The sequence below is a fragment of the Knoellia sp. AC549 genome (assembly GCF_979258975.1).
The window spans coordinates 1,637,826-1,660,906 of the sequence record NZ_OZ409890.1; the positions used below are offsets into that span (position 1 = coordinate 1,637,826).

General features: G+C 69.8%; 25 protein-coding genes. 14 read left to right on the forward strand and 11 right to left on the reverse strand.

From position 1 onward, the window contains the following. Nucleotides 1-39: 39 nt before the first annotated feature. Nucleotides 40-564 carry a Fur family transcriptional regulator gene (locus ACZZ98_RS07875; protein WP_463515713.1) on the reverse strand — a complete coding sequence of 175 codons (525 nt, stop codon included), beginning with the start codon at nucleotides 562-564 and terminating at the stop codon, nucleotides 40-42. A gap of 52 nt (nucleotides 565-616) precedes the next feature. Beyond that, nucleotides 617-1,264 (reverse strand): DNA-3-methyladenine glycosylase family protein, encoded by a 648-nt coding sequence (locus ACZZ98_RS07880; RefSeq protein WP_463515714.1) that lies wholly within the window; start codon nucleotides 1,262-1,264, stop codon nucleotides 617-619. Between the two features lie 589 nt (nucleotides 1,265-1,853). Here ACZZ98_RS07880 and ACZZ98_RS07885 point away from each other — a divergent pair. The 5 genes from ACZZ98_RS07885 to ACZZ98_RS07905 all read left to right on the forward strand — a co-directional run bounded on the left by ACZZ98_RS07885 (nucleotide 1,854) and on the right by ACZZ98_RS07905 (nucleotide 4,615). Beyond that, a complete protein-coding gene (locus ACZZ98_RS07885; protein WP_463515715.1) occupies nucleotides 1,854-2,222 on the forward strand; it encodes a hypothetical protein in 369 nt (122 codons plus the stop codon). Further along, a complete protein-coding gene (locus ACZZ98_RS07890; protein WP_463515716.1) occupies nucleotides 2,219-2,611 on the forward strand; it encodes a hypothetical protein in 393 nt (130 codons plus the stop codon). The genes ACZZ98_RS07885 and ACZZ98_RS07890 overlap by 4 nt, the downstream gene beginning before the upstream one ends. Next, nucleotides 2,608-3,000, forward strand: a complete 393-nt coding sequence (locus ACZZ98_RS07895; RefSeq protein WP_463515717.1) for a hypothetical protein — start codon at nucleotides 2,608-2,610, stop codon at nucleotides 2,998-3,000. The genes ACZZ98_RS07890 and ACZZ98_RS07895 overlap by 4 nt, the downstream gene beginning before the upstream one ends. A gap of 53 nt (nucleotides 3,001-3,053) precedes the next feature. Further along, nucleotides 3,054-3,458 (forward strand): hypothetical protein, encoded by a 405-nt coding sequence (locus ACZZ98_RS07900; protein ID WP_463515718.1) that lies wholly within the window; start codon nucleotides 3,054-3,056, stop codon nucleotides 3,456-3,458. A 98-nt stretch (nucleotides 3,459-3,556) separates the two neighbouring features. Then, on the forward strand, nucleotides 3,557-4,615 hold the full coding sequence (locus ACZZ98_RS07905) for an LLM class flavin-dependent oxidoreductase (RefSeq protein ID WP_463515719.1): 1,059 nt from the start codon (nucleotides 3,557-3,559) through the stop codon (nucleotides 4,613-4,615). Here the strand turns inward: ACZZ98_RS07905 and ACZZ98_RS07910 are convergent. Next, nucleotides 4,612-5,124 carry a pyridoxamine 5'-phosphate oxidase family protein gene (locus ACZZ98_RS07910; RefSeq protein ID WP_463515720.1) on the reverse strand — a complete coding sequence of 171 codons (513 nt, stop codon included), beginning with the start codon at nucleotides 5,122-5,124 and terminating at the stop codon, nucleotides 4,612-4,614. The two genes, ACZZ98_RS07905 and ACZZ98_RS07910, sit on opposite strands and share 4 nt — an antisense overlap. 366 nt (nucleotides 5,125-5,490) lie before the next feature. On the opposite strand from ACZZ98_RS07910, the gene ACZZ98_RS07915 reads away from it, so the two are divergent. Together ACZZ98_RS07915 and ACZZ98_RS07920 are read left to right on the forward strand one after the other, a co-directional pair. Continuing rightward, on the forward strand, nucleotides 5,491-7,053 hold the full coding sequence (locus ACZZ98_RS07915) for a DUF7933 domain-containing protein (protein WP_463515721.1): 1,563 nt from the start codon (nucleotides 5,491-5,493) through the stop codon (nucleotides 7,051-7,053). A 20-nt stretch (nucleotides 7,054-7,073) separates the two neighbouring features. Beyond that, nucleotides 7,074-7,829 (forward strand): DUF7507 domain-containing protein, encoded by a 756-nt coding sequence (locus ACZZ98_RS07920; protein ID WP_463515722.1) that lies wholly within the window; start codon nucleotides 7,074-7,076, stop codon nucleotides 7,827-7,829. 40 nt (nucleotides 7,830-7,869) lie between these two features. Here ACZZ98_RS07920 and ACZZ98_RS07925 read toward each other — a convergent pair whose 3' ends face one another. Both ACZZ98_RS07925 and ACZZ98_RS07930 read right to left on the reverse strand, forming a co-directional pair. Further along, nucleotides 7,870-8,169 (reverse strand): hypothetical protein, encoded by a 300-nt coding sequence (locus ACZZ98_RS07925; protein ID WP_463515723.1) that lies wholly within the window; start codon nucleotides 8,167-8,169, stop codon nucleotides 7,870-7,872. Beyond that, nucleotides 8,166-9,749 carry an RNA polymerase sigma factor gene (locus tag ACZZ98_RS07930; RefSeq protein WP_463515724.1) on the reverse strand — a complete coding sequence of 528 codons (1,584 nt, stop codon included), beginning with the start codon at nucleotides 9,747-9,749 and terminating at the stop codon, nucleotides 8,166-8,168. The genes ACZZ98_RS07925 and ACZZ98_RS07930 overlap by 4 nt, the downstream gene beginning before the upstream one ends. 502 nt (nucleotides 9,750-10,251) lie before the next feature. On the opposite strand from ACZZ98_RS07930, the gene ACZZ98_RS07935 reads away from it, so the two are divergent. The 6 genes from ACZZ98_RS07935 (at nucleotide 10,252) to ACZZ98_RS07960 (ending at nucleotide 14,385) form a co-directional block, all read left to right on the forward strand. Continuing rightward, nucleotides 10,252-11,328, forward strand: coding sequence for a glycosyltransferase family 2 protein (locus ACZZ98_RS07935; RefSeq protein WP_463515725.1), 1,077 nt, complete (start codon nucleotides 10,252-10,254; stop codon nucleotides 11,326-11,328). 8 nt (nucleotides 11,329-11,336) lie between these two features. Further along, on the forward strand, nucleotides 11,337-11,561 hold the full coding sequence (locus ACZZ98_RS07940; protein WP_463515726.1) for a hypothetical protein: 225 nt from the start codon (nucleotides 11,337-11,339) through the stop codon (nucleotides 11,559-11,561). Beyond that, a complete protein-coding gene (locus ACZZ98_RS07945; RefSeq protein WP_463515727.1) occupies nucleotides 11,558-12,415 on the forward strand; it encodes a polysaccharide deacetylase family protein in 858 nt (285 codons plus the stop codon). The genes ACZZ98_RS07940 and ACZZ98_RS07945 overlap by 4 nt, the downstream gene beginning before the upstream one ends. A gap of 47 nt (nucleotides 12,416-12,462) precedes the next feature. Next, nucleotides 12,463-12,942: a response regulator gene (locus ACZZ98_RS07950; RefSeq protein ID WP_463515728.1), complete on the forward strand. Its 480-nt coding sequence runs from the start codon at nucleotides 12,463-12,465 to the stop codon at nucleotides 12,940-12,942. Between the two features lie 31 nt (nucleotides 12,943-12,973). Continuing rightward, nucleotides 12,974-13,171 carry a response regulator transcription factor gene (locus ACZZ98_RS07955; protein WP_463515729.1) on the forward strand — a complete coding sequence of 66 codons (198 nt, stop codon included), beginning with the start codon at nucleotides 12,974-12,976 and terminating at the stop codon, nucleotides 13,169-13,171. A 119-nt stretch (nucleotides 13,172-13,290) separates the two neighbouring features. Next, the gene (locus ACZZ98_RS07960) at nucleotides 13,291-14,385 is read left to right on the forward strand and encodes a family 20 glycosylhydrolase (protein WP_463515730.1); all 1,095 of its coding nucleotides are present in this window, start codon (nucleotides 13,291-13,293) and stop codon (nucleotides 14,383-14,385) included. Between the two features lie 43 nt (nucleotides 14,386-14,428). Here ACZZ98_RS07960 and ACZZ98_RS07965 read toward each other — a convergent pair whose 3' ends face one another. The 3 genes from ACZZ98_RS07965 to ACZZ98_RS07975 are packed head-to-tail and all read right to left on the reverse strand — an operon-like array spanning nucleotide 14,429 to nucleotide 17,350. Further along, the gene (locus ACZZ98_RS07965; RefSeq protein ID WP_463515731.1) at nucleotides 14,429-14,860 is read right to left on the reverse strand and encodes a hypothetical protein; all 432 of its coding nucleotides are present in this window, start codon (nucleotides 14,858-14,860) and stop codon (nucleotides 14,429-14,431) included. After that, complete coding sequence (locus ACZZ98_RS07970; protein WP_463515732.1) at nucleotides 14,857-15,534, reverse strand: hypothetical protein; 678 nt, start codon at nucleotides 15,532-15,534, stop codon at nucleotides 14,857-14,859. Before ACZZ98_RS07970 ends, ACZZ98_RS07965 begins: the two co-directional genes overlap by 4 nt. 13 nt (nucleotides 15,535-15,547) lie before the next feature. Further along, the gene (locus tag ACZZ98_RS07975) at nucleotides 15,548-17,350 is read right to left on the reverse strand and encodes a glycoside hydrolase domain-containing protein (protein ID WP_463515733.1); all 1,803 of its coding nucleotides are present in this window, start codon (nucleotides 17,348-17,350) and stop codon (nucleotides 15,548-15,550) included. An 802-nt stretch (nucleotides 17,351-18,152) separates the two neighbouring features. On the opposite strand from ACZZ98_RS07975, the gene ACZZ98_RS07980 reads away from it, so the two are divergent. Continuing rightward, nucleotides 18,153-19,373: a LysR family transcriptional regulator gene (locus tag ACZZ98_RS07980; RefSeq protein ID WP_463515734.1), complete on the forward strand. Its 1,221-nt coding sequence runs from the start codon at nucleotides 18,153-18,155 to the stop codon at nucleotides 19,371-19,373. On the opposite strand, the gene argJ is transcribed toward ACZZ98_RS07980, so the two are convergent. The 3 genes from argJ to ACZZ98_RS07995 are packed head-to-tail and all read right to left on the reverse strand — an operon-like array spanning nucleotide 19,361 to nucleotide 23,076. Then, nucleotides 19,361-20,506 carry a bifunctional glutamate N-acetyltransferase/amino-acid acetyltransferase ArgJ gene (gene argJ / locus ACZZ98_RS07985; protein WP_463515735.1) on the reverse strand — a complete coding sequence of 382 codons (1,146 nt, stop codon included), beginning with the start codon at nucleotides 20,504-20,506 and terminating at the stop codon, nucleotides 19,361-19,363. The genes ACZZ98_RS07980 and argJ overlap by 13 nt on opposite strands. Further along, the gene (locus ACZZ98_RS07990; protein ID WP_463515736.1) at nucleotides 20,507-21,442 is read right to left on the reverse strand and encodes a GNAT family N-acetyltransferase; all 936 of its coding nucleotides are present in this window, start codon (nucleotides 21,440-21,442) and stop codon (nucleotides 20,507-20,509) included. It lies immediately after the preceding gene. Nucleotides 21,443-21,450: 8 nt separating this feature from the next. Next, entirely contained in the window at nucleotides 21,451-23,076 is a 1,626-nt protein-coding gene (locus ACZZ98_RS07995) for an ABC transporter substrate-binding protein (RefSeq protein ID WP_463515737.1), read from the reverse strand. Nucleotides 23,077-23,081: the final 5 nt, after the last annotated feature.

A 23,081-nucleotide genomic window follows, 5' to 3' on the forward strand; every position in this document is an offset into this window, starting at 1 on the left:
CCCTGACTTCGGCGTCGTCGGTCCTGTTGTCGTTGACGGTCATCGGCGTCCCTTCTCATTTCCTGTTGCGGTGCTGGTGGATTGGCTGGACTGCGTGGCTTCAGTGAGTCCGGTTGCGGCAGAGGCTTCTTGGCAGCTCGGGCAGAGTCCCCAGTAGATGACCTCGGCCTCGTCGACGGCGAAGCCCTTCGGGTCCTCGGCATGCAGGCAGGGAGCCCGGCCGGTCGCACAGGCGACATCGGTGATCGAGCCGCACACCCGGCATACGGCGTGGTGGTGGTTGTCCCCCACGTGCAGCTCGTAGCGCGCCACGGAGCCGGTGGGCTGCAGGCGGCGCACGAGGCCGGCCTCGGTCAGGGCGTTGAGGCAGTCATAGACCGCCTGGTGCGAGACCGAGGTATGCCGGGTGCGCACCTGCTCGATGACCGTTCCGGTGTCGGCGTGCGGGGTGTCGTGCAGGGCGTGCAGGACAGCCAGCCGCGGCCGCGTCACGCGCAGGTCGACCCCACGGAGCAGCTGCTCGAAGTCGACGTGCGCGACGTCGGCGGTGGGGGTGGCGGGCACGGGACCAGCCTGCCAGTTTTCTTGAACGTGTCAAGAAACGCAGGTCAGCGGCTCAGGGCGTGAGATCGACGACCGTCTCTCGGCGTCCGCGCCTGGCGAGATAGCCGTGCCACAGCAGCCGGGCCGCGGTCGAGCGGTGCGGCCGCCACACCTCGCCCAGCCGTTCGAGCTCGCGGCCGTCGGGCACTTCCGCGAGCCCCAGCCGCTCCGCCACGGCGACCTGGAGGGCGCGGTCACCGACCGGCCACACGTCCGGACGGTCGAGGCATGCGAGGAGGTAGGCCTCCGAGGTCCAGCGACCGATCCCGGGGAGGGCGGTCAGCCGGGTGACGACGTCGGCGTCGGCGAGGGCCGCGAGCCCGTCGACGTCGAGGTCACCGGTGGCGACCGCGGTGGCGAGGGCACGCAGGTAGCGGTCCTTCTGGCGGGAGACGCCGTCCTCACGCAGCGCCTCCGTGGTCGTCGCGAGCAGGGCTTCGGGTGTCATCGCTCCTGCGCGTGCCCGGACGCGCGCGAAGCAGGCCGCGGCCGAGGCCAGCGACACCTGCTGCTCGAGGATGAGCAGGACGAGGCTGGGGAACCCCGGCGGTCGCGACCAGCGCTCGGGCAGGCCGTGGGCCGCGAGCTCGGCGGCGAGGTCCGGGTGGGCGTCCGCCACCTCGCGGACGTGCCGCGCCCAGTCATCGGAGGGGGACGTCACCCGGTGCACCCTCGCCCCTGCTCGCCGGCCTGTCAACGCAGAGCCGGGGACAGGCGAAGGGCCCTCGGAAGTATGAGTTCCAAGGGCCCTTCTGAGTGATCGGTCGATGTGACGCTCCCGATCGACGTCCCTTCGACTCCGGTCCCGAGCGCCACGTCACCTGGCTCCCGCAGCGAGCGAACTCGCCGTGTGGACCTTTGTCTCCGAGCTGTCCCGCTCTCCCCGGGGGGAGTGCGTAGGGCATTTCTACTCCCCAATCGCCCTGTGCCACAAGCGTTTTCGACAAACTTCCTCAACTATTCCTGCCCTCCACAGGCCGGGGTGGGTTGTGCACCGAACGAGGCAGGTTGTCCACAAGTCTTGGGCACGCGTCCCCAGCTTGTCCCCAAGGGGCTGTGGACAGCGGCCTCGGAGCCGCGGCCCTCGGCACCACGGTGGCCGGTGCCGTTGAAGGAACCGAGAGGTATGCCGTCCGCCCGCGTGGGCGGCCGGCATACCTCTCGCTCCTTCGCAGTGGAATCGCAGCGCATCCGCAGCAGTCCCCGCCACCATCGGCGCACTGACGGAAACGCATCGAAAGGGACTACGGATGAAACGCACACTCTCTGCCGTCGGCGCACTCGGCGCCGGCCTTGCCCTCGCTCTCACGAGCGCCGCCCCGGCCCACGCGGCTGACAAGACGATCCCGCTGAGGAGCGCCTCGGGCACGCTCATCGGTCAGGCCACGTGGGACGACAGCCACGACAACCTCTGTGTCCGCAGCTTCGTGGCCGGTCGCACGATCACCGTGACGATGGAGCTCCTCGACGTGCCGAGCTACCCGATCGTGCGGAAGTCGCACTCGGGCTACTCGTCGACGCCGGCGTGCACGGGCAACCTCTCGATCCCCGAGGACAAGCGGGCCTTCGCCATCGTCGGCGACGAGAACCGCAGCACCGACGGGTTGTTCTACACATGAGCGCCCTGACGAAGCGGGCGACGCGTTCGCTCGCAGCCGTCGTCGCCACGACGGCCGCGGCCGTGAGCCTGGGGATGGCCACTGCGGCTCCGGCCCACGCGAGCGACCTCACCCTGGTGATCAAGAACGCCAGCGGCACCGTCATCGCCAAGGCCTGGTACGACGACCTCACCGACAACCTGTGCGTCAAGAGCTTCGTCGACGGCCAGATGGCCTCGGCGAGGATTGGCCCGCACAGCGGCAGCGGCTCGGTCGTCGGCGTCAACCACGCCGGGTTCGGCAAGCCGGCGAGCTGCACGGGCAACATGTCGATCGCCGAGGACCGCTACTACTGGATGAACCTCAGCTACCCGGGCAAGGCCTCCAAGGACGGGAACTTCTACACATGAGCACCATCGTCAAGCGAACGGTCGTTGCCATGACGGCTGTCGCCGCCGCCACCCTCGCCACCGTGGCGGTCGCAGCCCCCGCCCATGCCGCCGACCGCTCCATCCCACTCACCAGTCCCTCGGGCGCCGTGCATTCCGTCCTCAGCTGGGACGACTCCGTCGACACGCTGTGCCTGACCCTCCGCTCGAGCGCGCCCGGGGCAGTGGCCTATGCCGACATGCGCCTCGTGGGTGGTGGCAACGCCCAGTACCTCAGCGTCTCGGCGAGCCGCACGAGGCACTGCACGGGCAATCTCTCGATCGCCGAGGACCGGCTCGCCGAGATGCGCAACTACGGCGGCACCAACACCTGGTGGAACAGCACCGGCTGGGTGCAGTTCTACACCTGAGCCCGGCTCCCCCGCACGACCCGCATCCCCAACCCCAGGGAAAGGACAACCCCATGCCAGCACGTCCCAGCAGGCGACTGATCCGGGCCTCGGCCGCAGCCTCGATGGCAGCCCTCACCCTCGTCGCGACCGCCGGTGCAGCGTCGGCCAACTCGTTCGAGCGACGCGTCTACCAGGGCAAGGTCTGGTACAACGACGGCGAGGACCGCTTCTGTGTGCGGGCCGACGAGGTCAACATCCGTGACCGGGCGGTCATCCAGGTCACCCTGCGCCCGGACAACACCTCTCGTGGCCCGACGATCTCGTTCGGCGACATCGACACCGCTGGTGGCGAGTGCCGAAGCCTGGCCACGGCCTACGAGGACACGCACTACACGGCCATCGTCAAGAGCACGATCAACTTCGACCGTGGCGGGAACTCGACCTACGAGACCACGCGGATCGGCTTCTACAGCTGACTCCTCGGTCCAGGTCCTTGCGATGGCGTGACCCGTCACGCCATCGCGAGGACCTGGACGAAGCGTGGCGTGCCGGGCAGCACTCCTAGGCTGGAGTCATGGCCGACACCGCTCCCGCACCCGCCCTCGAGCTCGGACTCGACACCTTCGGCGACATCGCCCTCGGGGCGGACGGTTCGCCGCTGCCTGCGGCGACGGTCATCCGTGAGGTCCTCGCCGAGGGTCAGCTCGCCGACCGTCTCGGCCTCGACTTCTTCGGGGTCGGCGAGCACCACCGTCCCGACTACGCGATCTCGGCGCCCGACACCGTGTTGGCGGGGTTGGCGACGACGACCTCGCAGATCCGGCTGGGCACGTCCGTGACGGTGCTGTCGTCCGACGACCCGATCCGGGTGTTCCAACGCTTCTCGACGGTCGACGCCCTGTCCCACGGACGGGCCGAGATCACCGTCGGTCGCGGGTCGTTCATCGAGTCCTTCCCCCTGTTCGGGTTGTCGCTCGACGACTACGAGGTGCTCTTCAGCGAGAAGCTCGACCTGCTCGCCAAGGTGCTGCAGGAGAGGGACGTCCGCTGGTCCGGCACCGTCCGGCCGCCCGTGGAGTCGGGGCCGGTCATGCCGCCCACCGAGTCGGGTCACCTGCGGACCTGGGTCGGGGTCGGCGGCACCCCCGCATCGGTGGTGCGGGCCGCGCAGTACGGCATGCCCATCGTCATCGCGATCATCGGCGGTTCGAGCGCGCAGTTCGTCCCGCTCGCCGACCTCTATCGCCGGGCCTGCACCGAGCTCGGACACCCGGGTCTGCCGATCGGGGTGCATTCGCCCGGGCACGTTGCCGCCACGGACGACGCGGCGGTCGAGGAGTACCTGCCCCACTTCCTCCACCAGATGCGCAAGATCGGCCGCGAGCGCGGGTGGGCCCCCATGACCGAAGCGGCAGCGAGGGCGCAGATGTCACCCAGCGGGGCGGCATACGTCGGTTCTCCCGAGACGGTCGCGCGCAAGATCGTCGACACCACCCGGGCGCTGGGCGCGTCGCGGTTCCAATTCAAGTACTCGAACGGGCACCTGCCCCATGACCTGCGGATGGAGTCGATCAGGCTCTTCGGCGAGGAGGTCGCCCCACGGGTGCGCGACCTGCTCGCCGCCCTGGACTAGAACGTGAAGCGGGTGCAGTCCTTGGGGAAGGCGAACCAGGCCATCGCGCGACGCGGGGTGATGACGCGCAGGCCGCCGCCGTCCTCGCCTGCCCAGGAGTCCGGACCGGGGGAGTAGCCGCTGTCGGCGTACTTCGTGAAGGCCGTGGAGAGTCGCGCGCCCAGGTCGTCGGGCTCGGCCCGGGTGGCCTCCGAGGTGCCCTCGACGATGACCACCTCCGTGCCGCTCTCGAGCGTCAGGGTGACGGCCGGGTTCTGCTCGACGTTGCGGGTATGCCGCGTGGTCGGCGCCCCGTCGTACCAGAACCGTCCGTCGAGCCAGACGCCCCAGCGCGGCACGGAGTGCGGTGTGCCGTCGGGCCTGACGCTGCTGAGCCAGTAGTGCATCGACCGCTCGAGCCGCGGCTCCACGTCGGCCCAGGCGAGCTGGCCCTGCGCGGTGTGCGGGATGCCGTAGCCGTCCGGGAACACGGGACGGTCGGCGGTGGGTTGTGCTGCCGTGGTGTCCATGCCGGCGACGCTACTCCCGGCCCCTGACACGCCACGGCTGTCCCGGACCGGCACGAGCGAGCTCGCGGTCGACGGACACGGCGGCTCAGTGGTGCGTCTCACAGGTCCCCGCACACCAACCTGCTTCGGGCGTCCGCGACGGCCGGTAATCTCGCCGGGAGTCAAACCTCGGGCCGCCGAGGGAGGCTCGACGGGGTCGGCGCGTCACCTTCTGCCCGGAGTCGAGTCTTACCAGTGACCAGGTCCAGGTTCGTCGAGGGGTACGTGCTCCATTTGCCATACAGAAGAAGCGCTCAGCCATGCCGTGCGCGCGCTCACCAGTGGACCGTTGCCGTCCTGATCCTGGCTCTGGCCACGGCCTCGGCCATGGGGGCAGCCATCCTGGGGAGCACAGCAGCCGCCGCCTCGCTGACGCCGCTGGGCGCATCGGAGGCGGCCGTGGTCTACAGCGAGGACTTCTCCGCAACGGACGCCGGTCGAGCGCCGATTCGCCTTGCTGACTACACGGGGGACGCGGCGGCCGCTGGGGAGACCTACACGGCCGACGCTGCCTGGAGCCCGGGAGCCGGCGCCTGCAACGGATGGGTCATGCGCCAGGGCACGCCGCTTCCCGTCGACGGTGGCAGTCCCATGGTCACGAACACCGACGAGTGCGAGCGCAACGGGGCCTTCGACACCCTCGGCGACATGGCGGTCGCGATGGGCCTCTTCCAGGGCATGACCCCAGCAGCGGCGGCACAGAACCAGGTTCTCGGCGACTACACGAACACCACCTCCGGCCGGCAGGCCGCCGGTGTCCAGCTGCAGACCGCAGAGGGCTCCGTCCCGGCGGTCTCCGGTCACTTCTACGCCGTCTCGGGCGTCTTCGCCGAGACCAACTGCACGTCCCCTCACGCGCGGCTGGAGCTCGCGCTGCTCGTCGGCGGTTCCCCGTCGGTCGTCGGTCGCGAGCTCGACCCGTGCACCGACCCGGGTGCCAGGGACTACGAAATCGATGGTGCCCCCGTCAGCGTGGTGGAGTTCCAGTCCGACGCGGTGCAGGTGCCTCCCGGTGTCACGGCTCCTGCCCTGGGCATCCGGGTGCGGAACCTCCAGGCGACGGGCACCGGCAACGACGTTGCGCTCGACCTCCCGCAGATCACGGACGTCACCCCGCGGCTGCAGCACGAGTTCGCCCCGTCGTCGATCCCACAGGGCGGGTCCACGACCCTGAACTTCACCGTGACGAACACGGCCGAGCTCCTGGCCAAGAACGGGTGGTCGTTCACCGAGGACCTCCCTGGCGGACTCGTGGCGTCGGGCCGACCCGGTGGCACGTGCGAGCTCACGGACAGTGCCGTGACGGGTGAACGCGTCAGCGCCACGGGCAACCTGGACAGGGGGGAGGCCTCCTGCACGATCACGGTGCAGGTGAGCAGCAGCACGCCCGGTGCCTACACCACCTCGGGTTGCACCGACCTCGACGGTGAACCGATCCCGGACTGCGACAGCAACTTTGCGGCCAGCGTTGGGGTGCACCTCCCGGCCTCGACGCCCCTGACGGTGCTCCCTGAGGTGGGCCTGTCCATCACCAATACCACCGACGCCACGTCGTACGTGCCCAGGGAGGCGATCACCTACACCGTGACGGTGCACAACGACGGACCCAGCGACGCCGTCGGTGCGACAGTCACCGATGACCTGCCTGCTGCCGTCACCGGTGCGACCTGGGCCTGCTCGGTGACCGCAGCCGGGAACAGCACCCTGCCGCCGGCCGCGCCGACCACCTGCACCCCTTCGGGCGTGGGTGACCTCGCCGACACGGTGCGCGTCAACGCCGGTGGCACCCTCACCTACCGGGTGACGGGTGTCGTCGGAGCCGGGTCGACCTCGAGCATCGAGAGCACGGCGACCGTCGTGCCGGCGGAGCTCTCCCCGTCCCCGTCGTGACGGGCGCGGGCCGCGACCGCATGCGGACTGCGACCGTCACCGTCCCGACCCTCGATGCCAGCTGCCCGCCGGCGCCGGGCACGGGCTGCTCGGCCTCGGTCACCACCGTGGTGGCCCCGATCAGCGGCACACCCGGTGTCTCGGTGGCGAAGTCGGCAGCGCTCACCCTGGATCGCAACGGCGATGGTCTGGCCGGCGTGGGTGACGAGGTCACCTACACCCTCCACGTCTCCAACATCGGGGCTGTCGTCCTGCCCGACATCGTGGTGGCCGACCGGATGCTGGCGGACCTGGGTCTGTCGTTGACGTGCCCGCCGTCGACCCTGACGCCGGGCCAGTCGACCGTGTGCATCTCGGAGGCGTATGCCGTCACTCAGGCCGACATCGACGCCGGCCGTGTCGCCGGAGTCGCCTCGACACCGGCCTCGACATCGGCGTCGGCGGCCGGCTCGACCACGGTGCCGGCCGGCGGGGCGGGTGGAGCAACGGCACCCTCCTCGGGAGCCGTCGCTCAGGAAGATGGACCGGAGAGTGCGGCCACGTTCGCCGGCACAGCCCTCGACGCGTCGCCGCCCGTGACCCTCGAGCTCCCGCCCCCAGGCCTGAGCCACCCCTCCGGCCCGGCCCACGCTTCGGACCCGGCGCGCGCGTCCGGCCTGGCCTACACCGGGTCCAGCGTCACCACCCCGGTCACCCTCGGGGCTGCGCTCCTCGTGGCCGGTGCAGCCATCCTCGCGATGGGACGACACGGGCGTCGCAGGCGCATAGACCGATGAAGCCCTGACGGACCACCTCGCGTGCCGTCCTCGGACCTGCTCAGTGTCCTTGCCGGAAGGGCCGTTCGTGGCTGCACCGGTCGTTCTCGCGCACCAGTCGCAGCGACGCGGCGTAGACGTCCGACAGGGCTTCGAGCATGCAGGAGGGATCCAGGAGCTGGGACGCCGAGTCGGAGGCCTCCCGGTTGAGGAAGGAGGCCCGCTCCACCGCCTCGGCAAGCTCCTCAAGGTCCGAGGACGAGACCAGTGTCTTGTAGGACGGGTCCATCTCGACCTCCTGGGCGGGGTGGGGGATCTCTGGTGCACGCTCGACGAGCGAGAGGTGGCTCATGGCAGTCACGGGGGCCAGGTCGCCTCGACGGATCCGACCGCCGGCGATCCGTTGGCATAGGTCCCGCGGATGGTTGCACGTACCGTTCCCCGGGCCTCGTCTGCCCAAACCGTGCGAAGGGTGCCTTTCCACGTGCCCGGGGCCCGGGAGTTGCCGACGCACGTGATGGATCCCACGTCCTGGGAGCAGGAGCGCCAGTGACCGCTGACGCCGGTGAGGGTCACCCCGTCGGGGACCTCGAGGGTGAGGCGCATGGGGCCGGTCGTGCCGTCGACGGATGCAGTGACATCGACGAGGGTGTCGGTCCGGGGTGCCCGGATGGCCAGGCTCGCCGTCACGGGGCTGGCGGTCAGTGAGGGCGAGGTCGTCGGGGTGGGCGGTGCTGATGATGGGGTCGTGCTCGGCGCCGCCGGCACGGTGCGCGTCGGGACCGAAGGAGTCACGGGCGGCGAAGGAGTGGGGGGCGGGGCCACGCTCGTCGTGCGTGTCGGCCGCGGCGCACCGGGTTGCGGGGTGCGCGAAGGTTCGGGCGCCGGGGAGGTCGTGCTGGGGCTGAGGGCGATGGTGGGCGTCACCGATGGCGTGAGCGAGGCGGCGACGACGCCTGCAGCGGGTGGCGTGGGGGAGGCGTCTCCCCCGGTTCCCATCGCGACCGCGACCGCGATGCTGGTGGCCGCAAGAGCACCGACGGAGCCCAGCACCCACTTGCTGCCCAGGTGCGGCAGCAGGTGTGCAGGACCGGTGGCGGGAGAGGAGGCGCCGGCCAGGATCGCCGTCGACGCGCCCGCCCCCGCGCCCGCGACCCCCGTCAACATCTGCGCAGGGACGAGGGCAAAGAGGGCAGGAGCCAGCATCCCGGCGAAGTTCGCGTCCACCGCCCTGAGCTCCGCGAGGCGCCCCTCGCACTTGCTGCACCCCGCGACGTGCTCCGCGACACCGTGGGCGGTGCCGGTCTTCGACACCGTGAGGTCGGCCAACCCGTCGATGAACGGCTCACACTCTGCGGAGACACCACGGTCGGAGAGGTGCGCGCGCAGGTAAGACAGCCGGAACCCTCGGCGGGCGCGTTTGGCCAGGGCCGCCACAGCGTTGGGTGAGAGGTCCATGGCCCGGCCCACGTCGATGTTGGTGTCCCGGTCGACGGCAGTGCGCCACAGCACGATCTGCCAGCGCCGCGGGAGGGCGGCGAAGGCGACTCGGACCAGCTCGAGCTCGGACATGTGCGCAGTGGTGTCACGGGTGGGCCGGTCGAAGACGGCGACGTCGTCGGTGATGACCTCACTGGCCGAGGACCGGCGTGCCCGGCTCGCGGCCAGGTTGCGAACCGACGTCACGAGGTAGGCCCGCACCGAGGTCGTCGGGCCCGTGCCCGAGGCCGTCGCGGACAACATCCCGGAGAAGGCGTCAGAAGCGATCTCCTCGGCATCGCGCTGCTGCCGGGTGACGTTCTTCGCGGCGACGAGCACGGCGGGGTAGTGCCGGGTCCACAGCTCGACCGTGGCTTCGCGGTCGCCCTGCCGGAGCCGTTCGACGAGCTCGGCGTCGGAGACCTGCTCCGGCACACCACTCAGGTCATCCACCTCATCCACGTCCTGCCCCGTCCACCCTGACCATGCTCCACGCTCGAATTTTGACGCTACACACGTGAAGAGTGACGCGCTCGCGGCGATTGTGTGACGCGGGGCTCACGAGCTACCCGTGCGCCGAGCGTGGTCCGGCGCAGCATCGAGCCCTTCCGCGCATCTTCCCCACCGCTGAACCCACTCCACCCGATGTCGTCAAAGTTCTGACGGCAGTTCCGTCACATGCTAAGAGAGCGTCCGAGCGTCGATCCGTGACGCGGCGGGCGCACCTTCCTTGCCCCGGTCACGAGCGACATCCTGCCCGGGTCAAGGGCGGGTCAAGGGATGTCCAAGGGACGTTCAAAAAAGGTTCAAGAGGGTCGCGTCACGGATGCGGGGGTCGCTGCTCTCTATGGGGGAGCCCGCAGATCAGGGGACTCGGGGGCCGACCATCCGCAGGTCGTCCGTCACGGCTCTGCGCCGTCCGCACGTTTGACGCTCTACACACGTTTGGCAGGGAAATCCACACATGCACAGCACCCGCTCGAGCGATGGTCGTGACGTTGTCGCCATCGTCCCAGCGCACAACGAGTCCGCTCAGATCACCAGCACGATCGCCTCTCTCAAGGCCCAGACGAGACCACCCGACCTCATCGTCGTCGCGGCGGACAACTGCACCGACGACACCGTGGCACTGGCCGCGGTCGAGGGCGTCGCCGTCTTCGAGACCCTCGGCAACAGGGCGCGCAAGGCAGGGGCCCTGAACCAGGCGTGGCTGCGCTACGTCGGCGGAGCCACCCACGTCCTCACGATGGACGCCGACACCTCGCTGACGGCGGATGCCATCGAAGGCATGCTCGACGTCATCGACCGCCGCCCCCGCGGTCGTCGGAAGCACCGGCCCCTCGGTGCGGTGTGCGCCCGCTACTGGGCCAAGGACGGCTCAGGTCTGGCCTGGCGTCTCCAGCGACTCGAGTACGCCCGCTACGACGACACTCGAGAGCTGCGGGCCTGGACCGTCCAGGTGGCCTCCGGTGCCGCAACCCTCTATCGGGTCGATGCCCTGACCGAGGTCACGAAGACCTTCCGACGCCAGGCGCCGTGGGACGGCGAGTCCCTCATCGAGGACTATGCGCTCACGCTCGACCTCAAGACCATCGGGTATGCCGTCAGCGCAGCTTCCGGTGCGCACGTCCTGACCGACACCCCCGCCGCCTTCCGCGAGCTCTGGCGGCAGCGCCTGCGCTGGGGGCGGGGTGGGGTCGACGAGTGCCGCAAGCGTGGCTGGATCCCGGCAACGCGACGGGACATCGCGGCATACGGACTCTTTGGTCTCTCCTCCTTCATGCGGCTGGTCTGGCTCGCGTACGTCGTGGCCCTGTTCCAGCTCGGCATGGGACTGACCTTCTCCCTCCTGGGGATGGTGCCGCTCCTGCTCATGTGGGTCGACCGGGTCACCTCGGCCTGGCGGGTCCCCGATCGCACCTGGAAGGACATCGCCCTCAGCGCGGCGATGGTCGTGGAGGACGCCTACGGCCTCTTCCTCGAGGCCTGCACGGCCACAGCGCTGTTCCACAGCTTCCGACGCACGACACAGGTCTGGTAGGTCATCGCATGTACTTCAACAGCTCCGGTCAGCACGCCGTCCAGGCGGCGTCCCTGACGTCAGGGACCCTCGCCATGAGCGCGTTCGCCTTCGCGCACTGGGCCCTGCTCGTCTTCGCTCTGGCCTTCGCCGCCTTCGTCGTCCATCGACTGGTGCGCCGCACCCAGGTCGTCAGCCTTCGCGTGCTCGACGACCGCCGGACGGCGGCCGTGGCGATCGGGGGCAGGCGATGACCCGCAGTCGCGCGCTGCCCCACGTCATCGTGGTCGTGGGCGTCCTGACCCTCTTGGTCGGCCTGTTCGGCCTGTTCGGCATGGGTTCCACCAAGGCTCTGTCGAGCGCGGGCACAGGGACGGCGGAGCCCGGGGACGCCAAGGCCGGCAGGTCCTTGCAGGACCACGAGCACGGCGCTGGGGCTCCGGTGCCACCGGGATCCATGGGCCTGGTGGCCCTGACCTTCGACGACGGCCCGTCCGAGATCACGCCGCAGCTGCTGGACGTGCTCAGGGCGAAGAAGGTCAAGGCGACGTTCTTCCTCCAGGGCACGCACGTCGTGCGGCACCCCGAGATCGTGCGCCGCATCCATGACGAAGGGCATGTCATCGGCAACCACGGCTGGTCCCACACCACCTTCGACACGCTCGACGACGCCGGGGCCCTCAGCGAGATCGTGCGCACCAACGAGGCGATCCGCCGCATCACCGGGGTGACCCCCGTGCTGTTCCGCTACCCCAAGGGGGTCGAGAGCGACTCGGGCAACCGGGCCATCCGCTCGCTCGGCATGTGGGGTGGGGTCCTGTGGCACTGGGACACCGGCGCTGGGGACTACTCCTGCCCAGGAGCGCAGGGCGTCCACCGCTACCTCAACGACAACGCAGCCCCGCAGGCGCTGCTGCTCCTGCACGACGGCAACGAGGTCGTCGACTGCCCGTCGAACCAGCCGAAGTACCTCCCACGGGCGATCGACTCCCTGCGGGCACGCGGCTTCGAGTTCGGTGTCGTCGCGACCGCGGGTGGTCCGAGCTGGATCAACCAGTACTCCTGGGTCCAGGTCATCCCCGCCGATCCCTATCCCGTCGCTGGGTGAGGCAGGTGGCCAGCTCGTGGGGACCAGGTGGTGAGGGGCGTTCCGGGATGCGCCGCATCCGCATCGTCATCGCCGACGACCACGACCTGTACCGCAAGGGCATGCAGGTCGTCATCGGCCTCGAACCCGACCTCGAGGTCGTGGCCGAGGCGTCGTCGGGGCTCGAGGCGGTGGAGAAGTGTGTCCTCCTCAAACCCGACGTCGTCCTGCTCGACGTGCGCATGCCCGGCTACAGCGGGATCGAGGCCTGCGCCGCGATCAGGGAGAGGTCACCGCGCACCAGGATCCTGTGCCTGACGGCGTCCGACGACGAGGCCGACCTCTTCGCGGCCATCAAGGCCGGAGCGAGCGGCTACCTCCTCAAGGAGCTTGCCGGCCGAGCAGGTGGCCGAGTCGGTCCGCATGGCGCACAGGGGGCAGTCGATCATCCCGCCGCACATGGCGGGCCGGCTCTTCGCAGAGTTCTCGCGGCTGAGCGACCAGTCGGCCCAGGGTGCGGCTCCCGGGCCGCGCCTCACCGACCGTGAGATCGAGGTCCTCGGCTTCCTGGCGCGAGGCATGACGAACAAGAGCATCGCGACCCAGCTCCGCATCAGGGAGAACACGGTGAAGAACCACGTCCGCAACATCCTCAAGGAGCTCCAGGTCCACTCGCGGGTCGAGGCGGCGTTGTATGCGATGCGTGGCAACCTGATCCCACCTGTCGACACCCCGACGCATCGCCCCGCGACGAAGCGCGGGTCGCGGACCCGGTGAGCTGCCGGGCCAGGATCGTCGCCGCGCGCCATCGGTGACACGCTGATAATTTTGGGCTCGCCGCCCGGCTCCGGGCGGCTCATGCGCAAGCAGGATCCTCGAGCAGACAGAGCCTCCGGATGCGACGTCGCACGGTTCTCATGGCCACGGCTGCTGGGGCGTCCGCGTTGCTGACCTCCCCGGGACGCGCGGAGGGCGCAGTGCTCGGCCTGGACCGCGTGGGCCTCAACCTCGACATCGCCCGGCGCTACTGGTCGCCTGCCGCGATCGTCGCCTTCATCAACCTCGTCGCCGACCGTGGGGGCAACTCCCTGCACCTGCACGCGTCCGACGACGAGGCCTACGGTCTCGAGTCCACCCTGCTGGGCCAGACCGCGGCCAGCGCGACGCGCGTCGGGACGACGTATGTCAACCCGCGCACCGGGAGGGCCTTCCTCACCCGAGCGCAGCTGACGTCGCTGGTCGCCCATGCCGCCAGCCGGGGGGTCGACCTCATGCTGGAGATCGACACCCCCGGGCACGCCGGCGGGATCCGGACCCTGATGGACCTCACGCCGATCGCCCGGTTCCCCACCGCCGAGGTCTTCTCCCACTACGCGACGAGAGAGATCGAGGTCCACAGCCCGACCGCATGGGCGTTCGTCCGTGAGCTCTGGACGGAGGTGCTGAGCATGCACCCCACCGCCACCCGCGTCCACCTCGGCGGGGACGAGTTCGCCGGAACCGTCGTGGAGAAGCGGGCGTGGGCCAAGGGCGTGAGCGCCCTGGCCGCCACCCTGGCGACGAAGCACAGGGTGTCCTCGACCGTGTGGAACGACGCGATCATCTCCGAGTCGGTCGCTCTGCTCAGCCGCTCGCTCACCGTGGCCTACTGGGACTACGACGACTGGGGCACTCCGGGCACCCGGCTGACGATGCCTGCCATGGCCAACGCGGGCTTCGCGATCCACAACTACAACGGCTACTACTGCTTCTGGCTCCCACGCCCGCACGAGACGGCGTGGGACCGGCAGTGGATGTGCGACGCCCTGCGCACTCGGTGGACGCCCGGCTACTGGGGCGACGACCGTGTCATGAGTGCCACCCATTGGCGGCTGCGCGGTGCCTGCTTCTCGATCTGGGGTGAGGAGAGCGCGTCCATGTCGGAGTCGACGATCATGAACCAGGGTTCCCCGATCTACGCCGCGTTCGCGTCCCGGGTGCGCGCGACCTGACCTGAGGAGTCGCGGCGGTTCACGACGAGATGGGGAACTGGCCTCAGGGTCTCTCCGGAGTCCCCTCGGGGCACTCCACCTCGGTCACCGTGACCTTGTCGCCGACGTCGAAGCTGCGGCACGCCACACCCCAGGCTGCCTCTCCCTGGTCGGGCGGGAAGAAGGAGCCGGACTCGACGCGCGCGTACACGTCGAGTCGGATCGCCGTGCCCTCTCGTCCGCGAACGACCCAGGTGGTGCCGCCCTGACTCTCGGTCACGGTCGGGTCGGGGTCGGACAGCCACGTCTCCCCCGCGACCGCTCGCTGCTCGGGAGTCCGTGCGCCCGAGGCGGTGATCGCCGCCCCGACCGCCTCCGGAAGCACCTGGTCGGCGACCCGCGCCGCAGCCTCGTCGGCATCGGCCTGCACCTGGCCGCACCCCACGAGGAGGAGGCCCGTCAGGCCGCCGACCACCGCCCAGGGGAGCACTCTCATGACACGCGTTCGCGATGCCTCCTCGCGACGTTGCGTCGCGACGGGTCATGCGCGTCGATCGCGCCAGCGCCACCGGCACTGTCCATCCGGTCTGCCTCGGAGAAGTCGTCCGCGAGCCTGTCGACGGCCTGCGTCCCAGCCGAGCCGGAGACGTAGATGAGTCCCTGGTCGGGGACCTCGAGGTGGCCGCCCCAGGCGAGGACCCCACCGGACTCGGCCACGATGTCCTCGATGACGACGACCTCTGCGGGGAAGAGGTTCCCGGAGGCGCCGTGCGGGTAGAAGCCGGGGCGGAAGTGAATCGCCGTGCCGGACAGCAGGTTGGACCGTTGCGGTGATGCCACGACTCGGTCACTCGTCACACCGGTGATGTCACCGGCGCGAAGGGTGTCGAGCTCGTAGTTGATCCTTCGCGCCGCGTGCTGCAGGAGCGCGGCGGTGGGTCCGACCGCCAGCGTCACGCTGAGCTGCGTGCCCTCGATGGGGAACTCGCGCGTCTTGCCACCGATCGCCCAACCGTTGTCGCTGCGCCCGCCGGTCCAGCGCTTCGGCCCGGACGGGGCGCTGGCCAGGGGGGCGGCGGTTGCGCTCTCGGCTGCGGCGAGAGCCATGGCACCCGCACCCAGCCCGCCCAGCATCACGCGACGGGAGACGGAGCTGTGGACATGCGTCATCGGGGTCATCCTCTCAGCCGTTCGCGGCTTGGTTCTTGATGGTGTCTGCGAAGCCCTTCAGGAAGGGGTCGAGCTTGTATGCCGGCAGTGTCGGCGGCGTGGCGTTGAGATCCTTGAGGATCCCGGCGTAGATCCCTGCCCGGACAGTGCTCAGACCGTCGTCGCTGGTGTCGAGCAGCATGTGCCTGGCCGCACCTTCCGCCGTGGTGACCGACGAGCCGAACCGCAGGCTGTAGAGGTCCTTGAACCTGGTGCTCGCGCCGGCGCCGGTGAGGTGGGACCGGAACGCCGTCTTGAACGCCGAGCCGTTGCGGCAGGCGCGGCCCATGAGGAAGCCGTCAGCGTCCTCGACCATGTCGGAGAAGCCGAAGGACGAGGTGACGCCGCGCTTGGCCATGCGGTCCATGCAGAAGGCATAGCCGGAGGCGTAGCTGCTCTCGTTGTTCATCCAGTCGGCATAGAAGGTCGCGAGGTCACCGCCCCACCCGCCGAAGTCGCCCCGGTTCGCGGTGGCCCCGCTGCCCCAACCCTTGAGGAGCACGGCGTTGGCGGTTGCGGCGAGGTGGTCGATCGAGATCGACTCGCCGTAGACCGGGTCCTCGAAGGTGAAGGGCCGGTTCGGGAACCTCGCTGCGGCGGAGTCGATCCAGTCCTGGTCCCACGCACCGAGGAGGATGTCCCACCCGCCGTAGTCCTTGGTGTACTTCGGCGACCTGAGGAACTGGAGCACCCGGATGTTGATCGTCGCGGTGCTGGTCGTCCCGTCATAGAGGCGGGCGTGCTCGTGGACCTCGTCGATGTGGGTCAGCATGGCTGCCGCGGTCGAGGAGTTCCCGCCACCGACACCGCTGGCACCGATGCCCGGGTCCACGGAGGTGCGGTGGACGACCCGGTCGAGGTCGATCGTCTGCCCGCCACCGGTGTAGCGGAACTCCTTGATCTGGTTGAAGGCCCAGTTGTACGGCAGGGGGAATCCGAGGTTGCCCGAGAAGCCCCAGGACATGCCCGAGACGAACGAGCTCACGACGAGCGTCTCGTTGGAGACCCGGGTGCAGACGTTGCGGGACCCATAGACCCCGGCGCGGTAGCGGTGTCCACGGTTGGCCAGGCCGGCCTGGACGCCGCGGAAGTAGGGGACGATGTTGCTGGTGATCTCGGGGTCGGTCGCGTCGTAGTCGACGGCGAAGTAGATGATCGCCCCGCGGTTGAAGCCGTAGTGGACCATGCGGTCATGGGCCTTCTGGGCGTGCGAGTAGCCCTCGCTCCAGGTGAAGTCGCCCAGCAGGCGCGCGTTGTACTGCCAGATCGGGAAGACCTTCATCCCGCCGGCGAAGATCGCGTTCAGCTCGCCGGGCTGGATCTCCTTGTTGAGCGTGCTGCTCGCGGTCTCGTCGAGATAGCGTCCGACGACCTTGTAGCCGTTGGAGGACAGTGACGCGGCCATGGCCTGGGTGATCGTGAAGCGGGTGTCGCACGCGCCCGCGGGGCGGTCCGGGTCACCCATCGACACGAGCAGCTGGCACCACGTCGGGTAGTCCGCACGCCGGTTCTGGGTCAGCAGGCTGAACCACTGGAAGTCCTTGAGATAGGTCCCCAGCGCGCTGTCGAAGGTGGACTTGAACACCGTCGACGTCGTTGACCCCGAGGAGTTCGGGACCGGGCCGTTGAAGACGCACGCCGCCGAGAGCAGCTGCACGAAGATCCCCGTGGCGCCCTCTGCGAGCTGGTTGTTGCGCAGGCCCGTCTGCGTCGCCGGACCGAAGTTCCCGGTGACCGAGCTGTCGGCGATGCCGAACTCGGACTGCAGCGCCTTCATCAGCATCGTCTGGACGTCGCGCGAGTAGTGGCCCTCGGTCGGGATGATCGTCGCGAAGCTTCCGCTGCCAGTAGCGACCGTTGAGCCATCGCTGGATGTCGCGGACCTCGGTGTTGCCTCCGGAGACGATCACATAGGCGTCCATGGTCAGCAGCGCCTTGAACGTCTTGGCGTTGAGCCTGCCCTGTGCCCCGATCCCCATGTCGGAGGTCATCTGCTGGATCGCCGTGTGCACGCTGTAGTAGGTGCCCGGGCCCGGCAGGTACCAGCTCCCGTCGATGGCGCCGGGGTTGTAGCCCTTGCAGAAGCAGGCAGCCTGGACGATCTTGACGAGGTTCTTGTTGGTCTCACCCGGACCCACCCCGCCGCGCGCGTCGACCTTCGACATCGTCGTCGGACCGAAGGAGTTCGAGAGCGGTGAGATGCCGAGCTCGTACTGCAAGGCGTTGGTCAGGGCGTACATCGTCGACCAACCGGTGTTCCCGGTTTCGGGGCACGGCGAGTAGCCGGCCACCCCTCCGTAGGTCGCGTTGACCCACTTCTGAGCCTCAAGTACACGGTCGTCGGCCACGGAAGGTTCCTCTCACAGGCATCGAATGTCCACACCAACCGTCACCCAGCCCCTTCGTGCGCCACGAATCGGCTGGACACCTCCGCATACCCCCGCCCGAAGACGCATAGCCGTGCGTCGTTGACCGTATGCATGCCAAAAAGACACGTGCTCTTGGTTGTACCCCGGACAAAACCTCCACTACCTTCGGAAAAGACCAACCGTATGGTTTCTTTGACCGGAAGGGTGAACATGGATGTCCTGACCACCACGGAGTGCTCCCTGCTCGCCGAGATCCTGCGCTGCAGGAGCATGCGTTCAGCGGCGAAGTCCGTCGGCCTGACCCGTGCCTCAGCCGTGCGCCTGGTGCATCGGCTCGAGTCCAAGAACAGTGCTCGGCTCGTCTCCTCAGGACCGGGCTCTCCCTCCCTCACCGCCCAGGGGCAGCTTCTCCTGCGAGCCTCGATGGACCTGCACGGTTCGCTGGGGACCTTCGCTGCAGCCACACCGGTGGATCGGCGTGCGATCCGGATCGCGTCCTCGCTCGAGAGCCACATGGACGTCGACCCCCTGGCCCGGCTCGACCCACCACTGGTCGTCGACGTCACCGAGACCGACAACGCGCACGCGATCGAGCTGTTCGACGGTGGGTCCACCGAAGCCCTCGCGGCCTGGGACGTGCCCGGTGCCCCACGCCCCACCCGGGACAGCATCACCATCCCCCTCTTCGACGAGGACGTCTGGATCATCGGGCGCGACGTCCCGGCAGGAGTGCGCAGCGTCAAGGACCTGCCCGAGGACCTCACCTGGGTCGCGACCGCGTCCCAGGCGGCGCTGGTGGCCGCACTCCTGCAGATCCCGGCGGACTCCCCCCAGCTGCAGGTCGTGGAGAGCCGTCACGCCCACCGGATCCTCATCCTCTCGGGTCGCGCCGCCGGACTCATCCCCGCATCGCACCGGGCGGCATACGAAGGTCTGGGTCTGACCCATGTGCGCACCGAGGGCCTGACCCGCACCGCCGTGCTCCACACCGACCACCGGTGCGAGGTGCGTCACCGGCTCGGTGAGATCCAGGCGATGTTCCAGGACCACTCACGCCGGATGGCGCGCCCACCCGTGGCCGTGCCCGCCGCCGCGCCGTTCGAGGCGCTCCCACCCCACTCCCTCGAGCTCGGTGACGTGTTCGTCCTGAGAGCGATCGAACGCCACGGCAGCCTCAACCGCGCCGCCACCGAGCTGTGCCTGACCCAGCCGGCCCTGACCCGACGGCTGCGCCGACTCGAAGAACGGGTGGGAACCCACCTGGTCGTGCGCACCGCCACCGGCTCCAGCCTCACCGACAGCGCCACCGCCCTGGTCCGGCGGGTCGACGGCGCCGTCGCCCGGTTCCAGACCAGCGTCGCCGCAGCCCGACCAGGCGTGCACCTCACCCCGATGCGCGCCCCACGTGAGGCGCTCTGTCAGGTGGTGTAGTCGGCGTTGGTCCTCACATAGCCCTCGGTGAGGTCGCACCCGTAGACGGTCCAGGACTCCTGCCCCAACCCGAGGTCCACACCGATCTCGACCTCGTCCGCGCGCAGGTGCTCCTGCACGCCCGCGAGGACGCTGTCGTCCACGTCCTGGGGAAAGACCTCGACCCCACCGAACGACACCTTGAGCGCCTCGGTCGTGATGTCGGGCTCGTCGACGCACTTGCCGACCGCCATGACGACCCGACCCCAGTTGGGGTCGGCCCCGTGCACCATCGTCTTGACCAGGGGTGAGTTGATCACCGCCTTGCCCACCGTCCGGGCCTGCTGAGTGGACGCCGCCCCGGTGACGGTGCACGTGATGAGCGTGCTGGCCCCCTCAGCGTCCGAGGCGATGTCCTTGACCAAGGTGGTGCACACCTCGAGAAGCGCTTGCTCGAAGGCGACGAGGTCCACCCTCCCGGCCGAGCCACTCGCCAGGAGCAACGCGGTGTCGCTCGTCGACGTGTCGGTGTCGATGGAGACGGAGTTGTAGGTGCGCTCGACCACCCGACGGAAGACGCGGTCGAGATCGTCCGGCTCGACCTCAGCGTCGGTGAGCACGAAGGAGAGCATGGTCGCCATGTCGGGCTCGATCATGCCGACTCCCTTGGCGATGCCGACCACCTCGAACCCGTCGCCCTCCACCCGGCAGACCTTGGGGCGGGTGTCGGTCGTCATGATGGCGGTGGCGGCAGCGTCGACCGTCGCGGTGCCCGGCCACGTCAGCGTGTCGAGGTGGGCCCTGATGGACTCCATCGGGTAGCGCCGTCCGATGACCCCGGTCGAGCAGACGACGAGCTCGTCGGCCCGGGACCCTGCGAGGGCGGCCACCCGGTCGCGGATCTCGACGGCGTCCTGGTAGCCCTGCGCGCCGGTGGCGACGTTGGCATTGCGGGCGAGGACCACGAAACCCCGGACTGCTCCGACCCTCGCCTCCCGGCTCAGGGCGACGCAGGGACCGGCGGTGCGCGAGCGCGTCATCACGAGGGCACTCGTCGTCCCGGCCGGACCGACGACGACGGTGAGGTCGTGCCGGCCGTCGGCGACGACACCTGCAGCGCCGGTGTGGACGACGAAGTCATGCTCGAGCGACATCTACAGGCTCCAACCCAGAACTCGACGGTGCTGCCACGGCCGGAAACCGAGGCGCGCGTTCAATGTTGCCATCGGGGAGTTCTCCTCATCATTGGCTGTCCACATCCGCTGGGCCCAGGGGCGATCGGCAGCGAGCGCGGCCTGGTTCAGCCGCTTGAGGAGCTCGCCGTAGCCGTGACCGCGGGCCTCGGGACCCACGACGGTCATGCCCTGCTCCGGGTCCCCCGGCGAGGACGCCGGCAGCGAGATGCTGGTGTAACCGAGCATGGCACCTCCTCCCGGCTCGACGAGGGCGGTGTGCAGCGCGACGCGACCGCGGATGCGACGCATCCGCTCCAGGGCGCGCAGCACGTCGAGATCACCGTGTCCCTCGAGCCGTGCCACCCCCGCCGCGAGATGGTCCGGTGCCACGGCGTTCCACCGATGCACCTCGACGTCCGGGGGCACCACGGGCTCAGGCGATGGTGCACCGTCCAGGTCGAGACGCTGGAACACCTGCCTCGAGCCCTCGCGGTCCTCCGCCCCCCACGCCTTCGCCACCGGCAGGAGGGGTTCGGGGACGGCGATCCGCACGTCCCGACGCCCTGCCTCAGCCGCAAGGTCACGAGCTCCCTCGGCAAGTCGGCGACCCACGCCCGCACCGCGCCACCGCGGATGCACGACGAGGGACTCGACGATGGCCGGAGCCTGTGCCCCGTCGGGGAGGACGACACGCACCCAGCCGGTCACCTCCTGCCCGCTCGTCGCGACCAGGTCGGTGCACCGAGCACCGGGAGGGTCGACGGTGAGCGAGCCGAGGGCATCGACTCCGCACACCGGCGGCCCGCCGCGCCCCTCCGCGGCCCAGGCCAGGGCCCGCATCCGCACCCAGTCGGCGACGTGCGCCGACCCTTCCGCCAACACCGAGACCTCTGTGTCGGTCAGTGTCTTCTCCATCGACTTCCTCACTCCTCCATCGCCAGGGCGTGCACGTCATAGAGACCGAACGCCGGGTGGACATAGACGTTGCGCAGCCGTGGGCCGCGGACGTGGACGGTCCGGTCGTGGACCACGGGCAGGAGAACGGCCTGCTCCATCACCAGCTGCTCGACCTGACGCCAGGCGGTGAGGGACTCCTCTCCCTGCCCGGCCACCGCCTGGTCCACCAGGGTGTGGATCTCGGGGTCGTCAAGCTCGGGGAGGTTCCAGTTGCCGGCGTCGGGACGGATCATCCGCCCGTCGACGAGGGGGGTGAGGAACCCGTGCTCCGTGGGGTAGTCCGCACCCCAGTCGGTGACGGCGAGGCCGAGTCCGCCCTCTCGCAGCGTCGCCGGACTCCCCACACCCCGGGAGAAGTAGGTGGCGATGTCGAGGTCCACGACCTCCAGCTCGATGCCGACCCGGGCCACCGAGGCTGCCAGCGACTCGGCGACCTCGTGGAACTTCCCCTGCTGGGCGGCGATGCGACCACGCAGCGGGCCACGGTGTCGCGACCGGGCCAGCTCGGCGCGGGCTGCCTCGAGGTCTCCGCGCAGGTCCGGGCCTGTGCCGTAGCGCGCCCAGGACCGGTGCGCGGGAAGAGTCGGAGGGAAGAGCTGGGTGGCGATGTCGCCGCCGAGGTCAGGACCGCCGCGGGCCCGCTGCAGGTCGACCCGGTCGACCGCGTGGTGCACGGCCCGGCGGACATGGACGCAGTCGAAGGGCTCGATGAAGGGATGGATCGAGACGAACTGCAGGAAGCCGGTGGCGGGGTTGTCGACGAGGTCCATGAGGGACTGGTCGCCCTCGATGTCGGCCTGCGTTGCGAGCTGGACGCCACGCCCCTCGACGCTGAGGTCGAGGTGGCCACGCAGCACCGCCTCGTCGACCTCGTGGTGGCCCAGACCCATGGTGACGTCGACGCCGTCGAGCAGGGCGGGCCGGATCGGGTCGGTGTCGCCGTCCCAGCCGGGGTTGCGACGGAGCGCCAGGCTCTTGCCGGGCACGTGCTCGGTCACCCGGTAGGGCCCGCTCCAGGCCGGGGAGGCCTCGTAGCCGCCACCGCTGTCGCGCTCCGGCGGGACCGGCGCGAGGGCCGGTTGGGCGAGGACGTGCGGGAAGTCAGCGAAGGGCGCGGCCAGGGTGACGGTGAGGGTGTGGGAGTCCTCGACCCGGAGGCAGTCGAGGTGCTCGCCGTCGGCAGGCCCCCGGTAGCCCGCGGTGTCCGGCAGCAGTGCGTGGATCGTGCGCAGCCCTCCGGTGACCTCCGGGTCGAAGGTCCGCTCGATGGCATGCCGCAGGTGCTCGGCCGTCACCGCGGTGCCGTCGTCGTAGGTGACTCCCCGGCGCAGGCGCAGCGTCCAGGTGAGGCGGTCCTCGGTCTCCGGCTCCGCGGACAGCAGGTCGGGCACGGGGACGCGCGCCGTGGGCCCGGGACCGCTCGGGTAGGCCATCGGGGTCCGGCTCAGCATGCGCTGCAGCAGGGCGACCCAGATGTAGTAGGTGCGCGCCGGGTCGAGCGAGTCGACCCCTGCGGCCGACCCCATCCGAGCGATGCCTCCGCGAGCGGTCGTCGGCCGGTGCACCCCGCCGACCCCCGCGTCGCGGCTCATGCCGC

What these genes read in the sequence shown, in the direction of transcription:
- ACZZ98_RS07885 (WP_463515715.1), top strand. Translation starts at nt 1,854, where the DNA reads ATGAAACGCACACTCTCTGCCGTCGGCGCACTCGGCGCCGGCCTTGCC.
- ACZZ98_RS07895 (WP_463515717.1), top strand. Translation starts at nt 2,608, where the DNA reads ATGAGCACCATCGTCAAGCGAACGGTCGTTGCCATGACGGCTGTCGCC.
- ACZZ98_RS07975 (WP_463515733.1), bottom strand. Translation starts at nt 17,350, where the DNA reads ATGAAGGCGCTGCAGTCCGAGTTCGGCATCGCCGACAGCTCGGTCACC.
- ACZZ98_RS07995 (WP_463515737.1), bottom strand. Translation starts at nt 23,076, where the DNA reads ATGAGCCGCGACGCGGGGGTCGGCGGGGTGCACCGGCCGACGACCGCT.
- ACZZ98_RS07965 (WP_463515731.1), bottom strand. Translation starts at nt 14,860, where the DNA reads ATGAGAGTGCTCCCCTGGGCGGTGGTCGGCGGCCTGACGGGCCTCCTC.
- ACZZ98_RS07990 (WP_463515736.1), bottom strand. Translation starts at nt 21,442, where the DNA reads ATGGAGAAGACACTGACCGACACAGAGGTCTCGGTGTTGGCGGAAGGG.
- ACZZ98_RS07970 (WP_463515732.1), bottom strand. Translation starts at nt 15,534, where the DNA reads ATGACGCATGTCCACAGCTCCGTCTCCCGTCGCGTGATGCTGGGCGGG.
- ACZZ98_RS07905 (WP_463515719.1), top strand. Translation starts at nt 3,557, where the DNA reads ATGGCCGACACCGCTCCCGCACCCGCCCTCGAGCTCGGACTCGACACC.
- ACZZ98_RS07945 (WP_463515727.1), top strand. Translation starts at nt 11,558, where the DNA reads ATGACCCGCAGTCGCGCGCTGCCCCACGTCATCGTGGTCGTGGGCGTC.
- ACZZ98_RS07935 (WP_463515725.1), top strand. Translation starts at nt 10,252, where the DNA reads ATGCACAGCACCCGCTCGAGCGATGGTCGTGACGTTGTCGCCATCGTC.
- ACZZ98_RS07910 (WP_463515720.1), bottom strand. Translation starts at nt 5,124, where the DNA reads ATGGACACCACGGCAGCACAACCCACCGCCGACCGTCCCGTGTTCCCG.
- ACZZ98_RS07960 (WP_463515730.1), top strand. Translation starts at nt 13,291, where the DNA reads ATGCGACGTCGCACGGTTCTCATGGCCACGGCTGCTGGGGCGTCCGCG.
- ACZZ98_RS07900 (WP_463515718.1), top strand. Translation starts at nt 3,054, where the DNA reads ATGCCAGCACGTCCCAGCAGGCGACTGATCCGGGCCTCGGCCGCAGCC.
- argJ (WP_463515735.1), bottom strand. Translation starts at nt 20,506, where the DNA reads ATGTCGCTCGAGCATGACTTCGTCGTCCACACCGGCGCTGCAGGTGTC.
- ACZZ98_RS07980 (WP_463515734.1), top strand. Translation starts at nt 18,153, where the DNA reads ATGGATGTCCTGACCACCACGGAGTGCTCCCTGCTCGCCGAGATCCTG.
- ACZZ98_RS07955 (WP_463515729.1), top strand. Translation starts at nt 12,974, where the DNA reads ATGACGAACAAGAGCATCGCGACCCAGCTCCGCATCAGGGAGAACACG.
- ACZZ98_RS07940 (WP_463515726.1), top strand. Translation starts at nt 11,337, where the DNA reads ATGTACTTCAACAGCTCCGGTCAGCACGCCGTCCAGGCGGCGTCCCTG.
- ACZZ98_RS07915 (WP_463515721.1), top strand. Translation starts at nt 5,491, where the DNA reads ATGGGGGCAGCCATCCTGGGGAGCACAGCAGCCGCCGCCTCGCTGACG.
- ACZZ98_RS07890 (WP_463515716.1), top strand. Translation starts at nt 2,219, where the DNA reads ATGAGCGCCCTGACGAAGCGGGCGACGCGTTCGCTCGCAGCCGTCGTC.
- ACZZ98_RS07950 (WP_463515728.1), top strand. Translation starts at nt 12,463, where the DNA reads ATGCGCCGCATCCGCATCGTCATCGCCGACGACCACGACCTGTACCGC.
- ACZZ98_RS07920 (WP_463515722.1), top strand. Translation starts at nt 7,074, where the DNA reads ATGCGGACTGCGACCGTCACCGTCCCGACCCTCGATGCCAGCTGCCCG.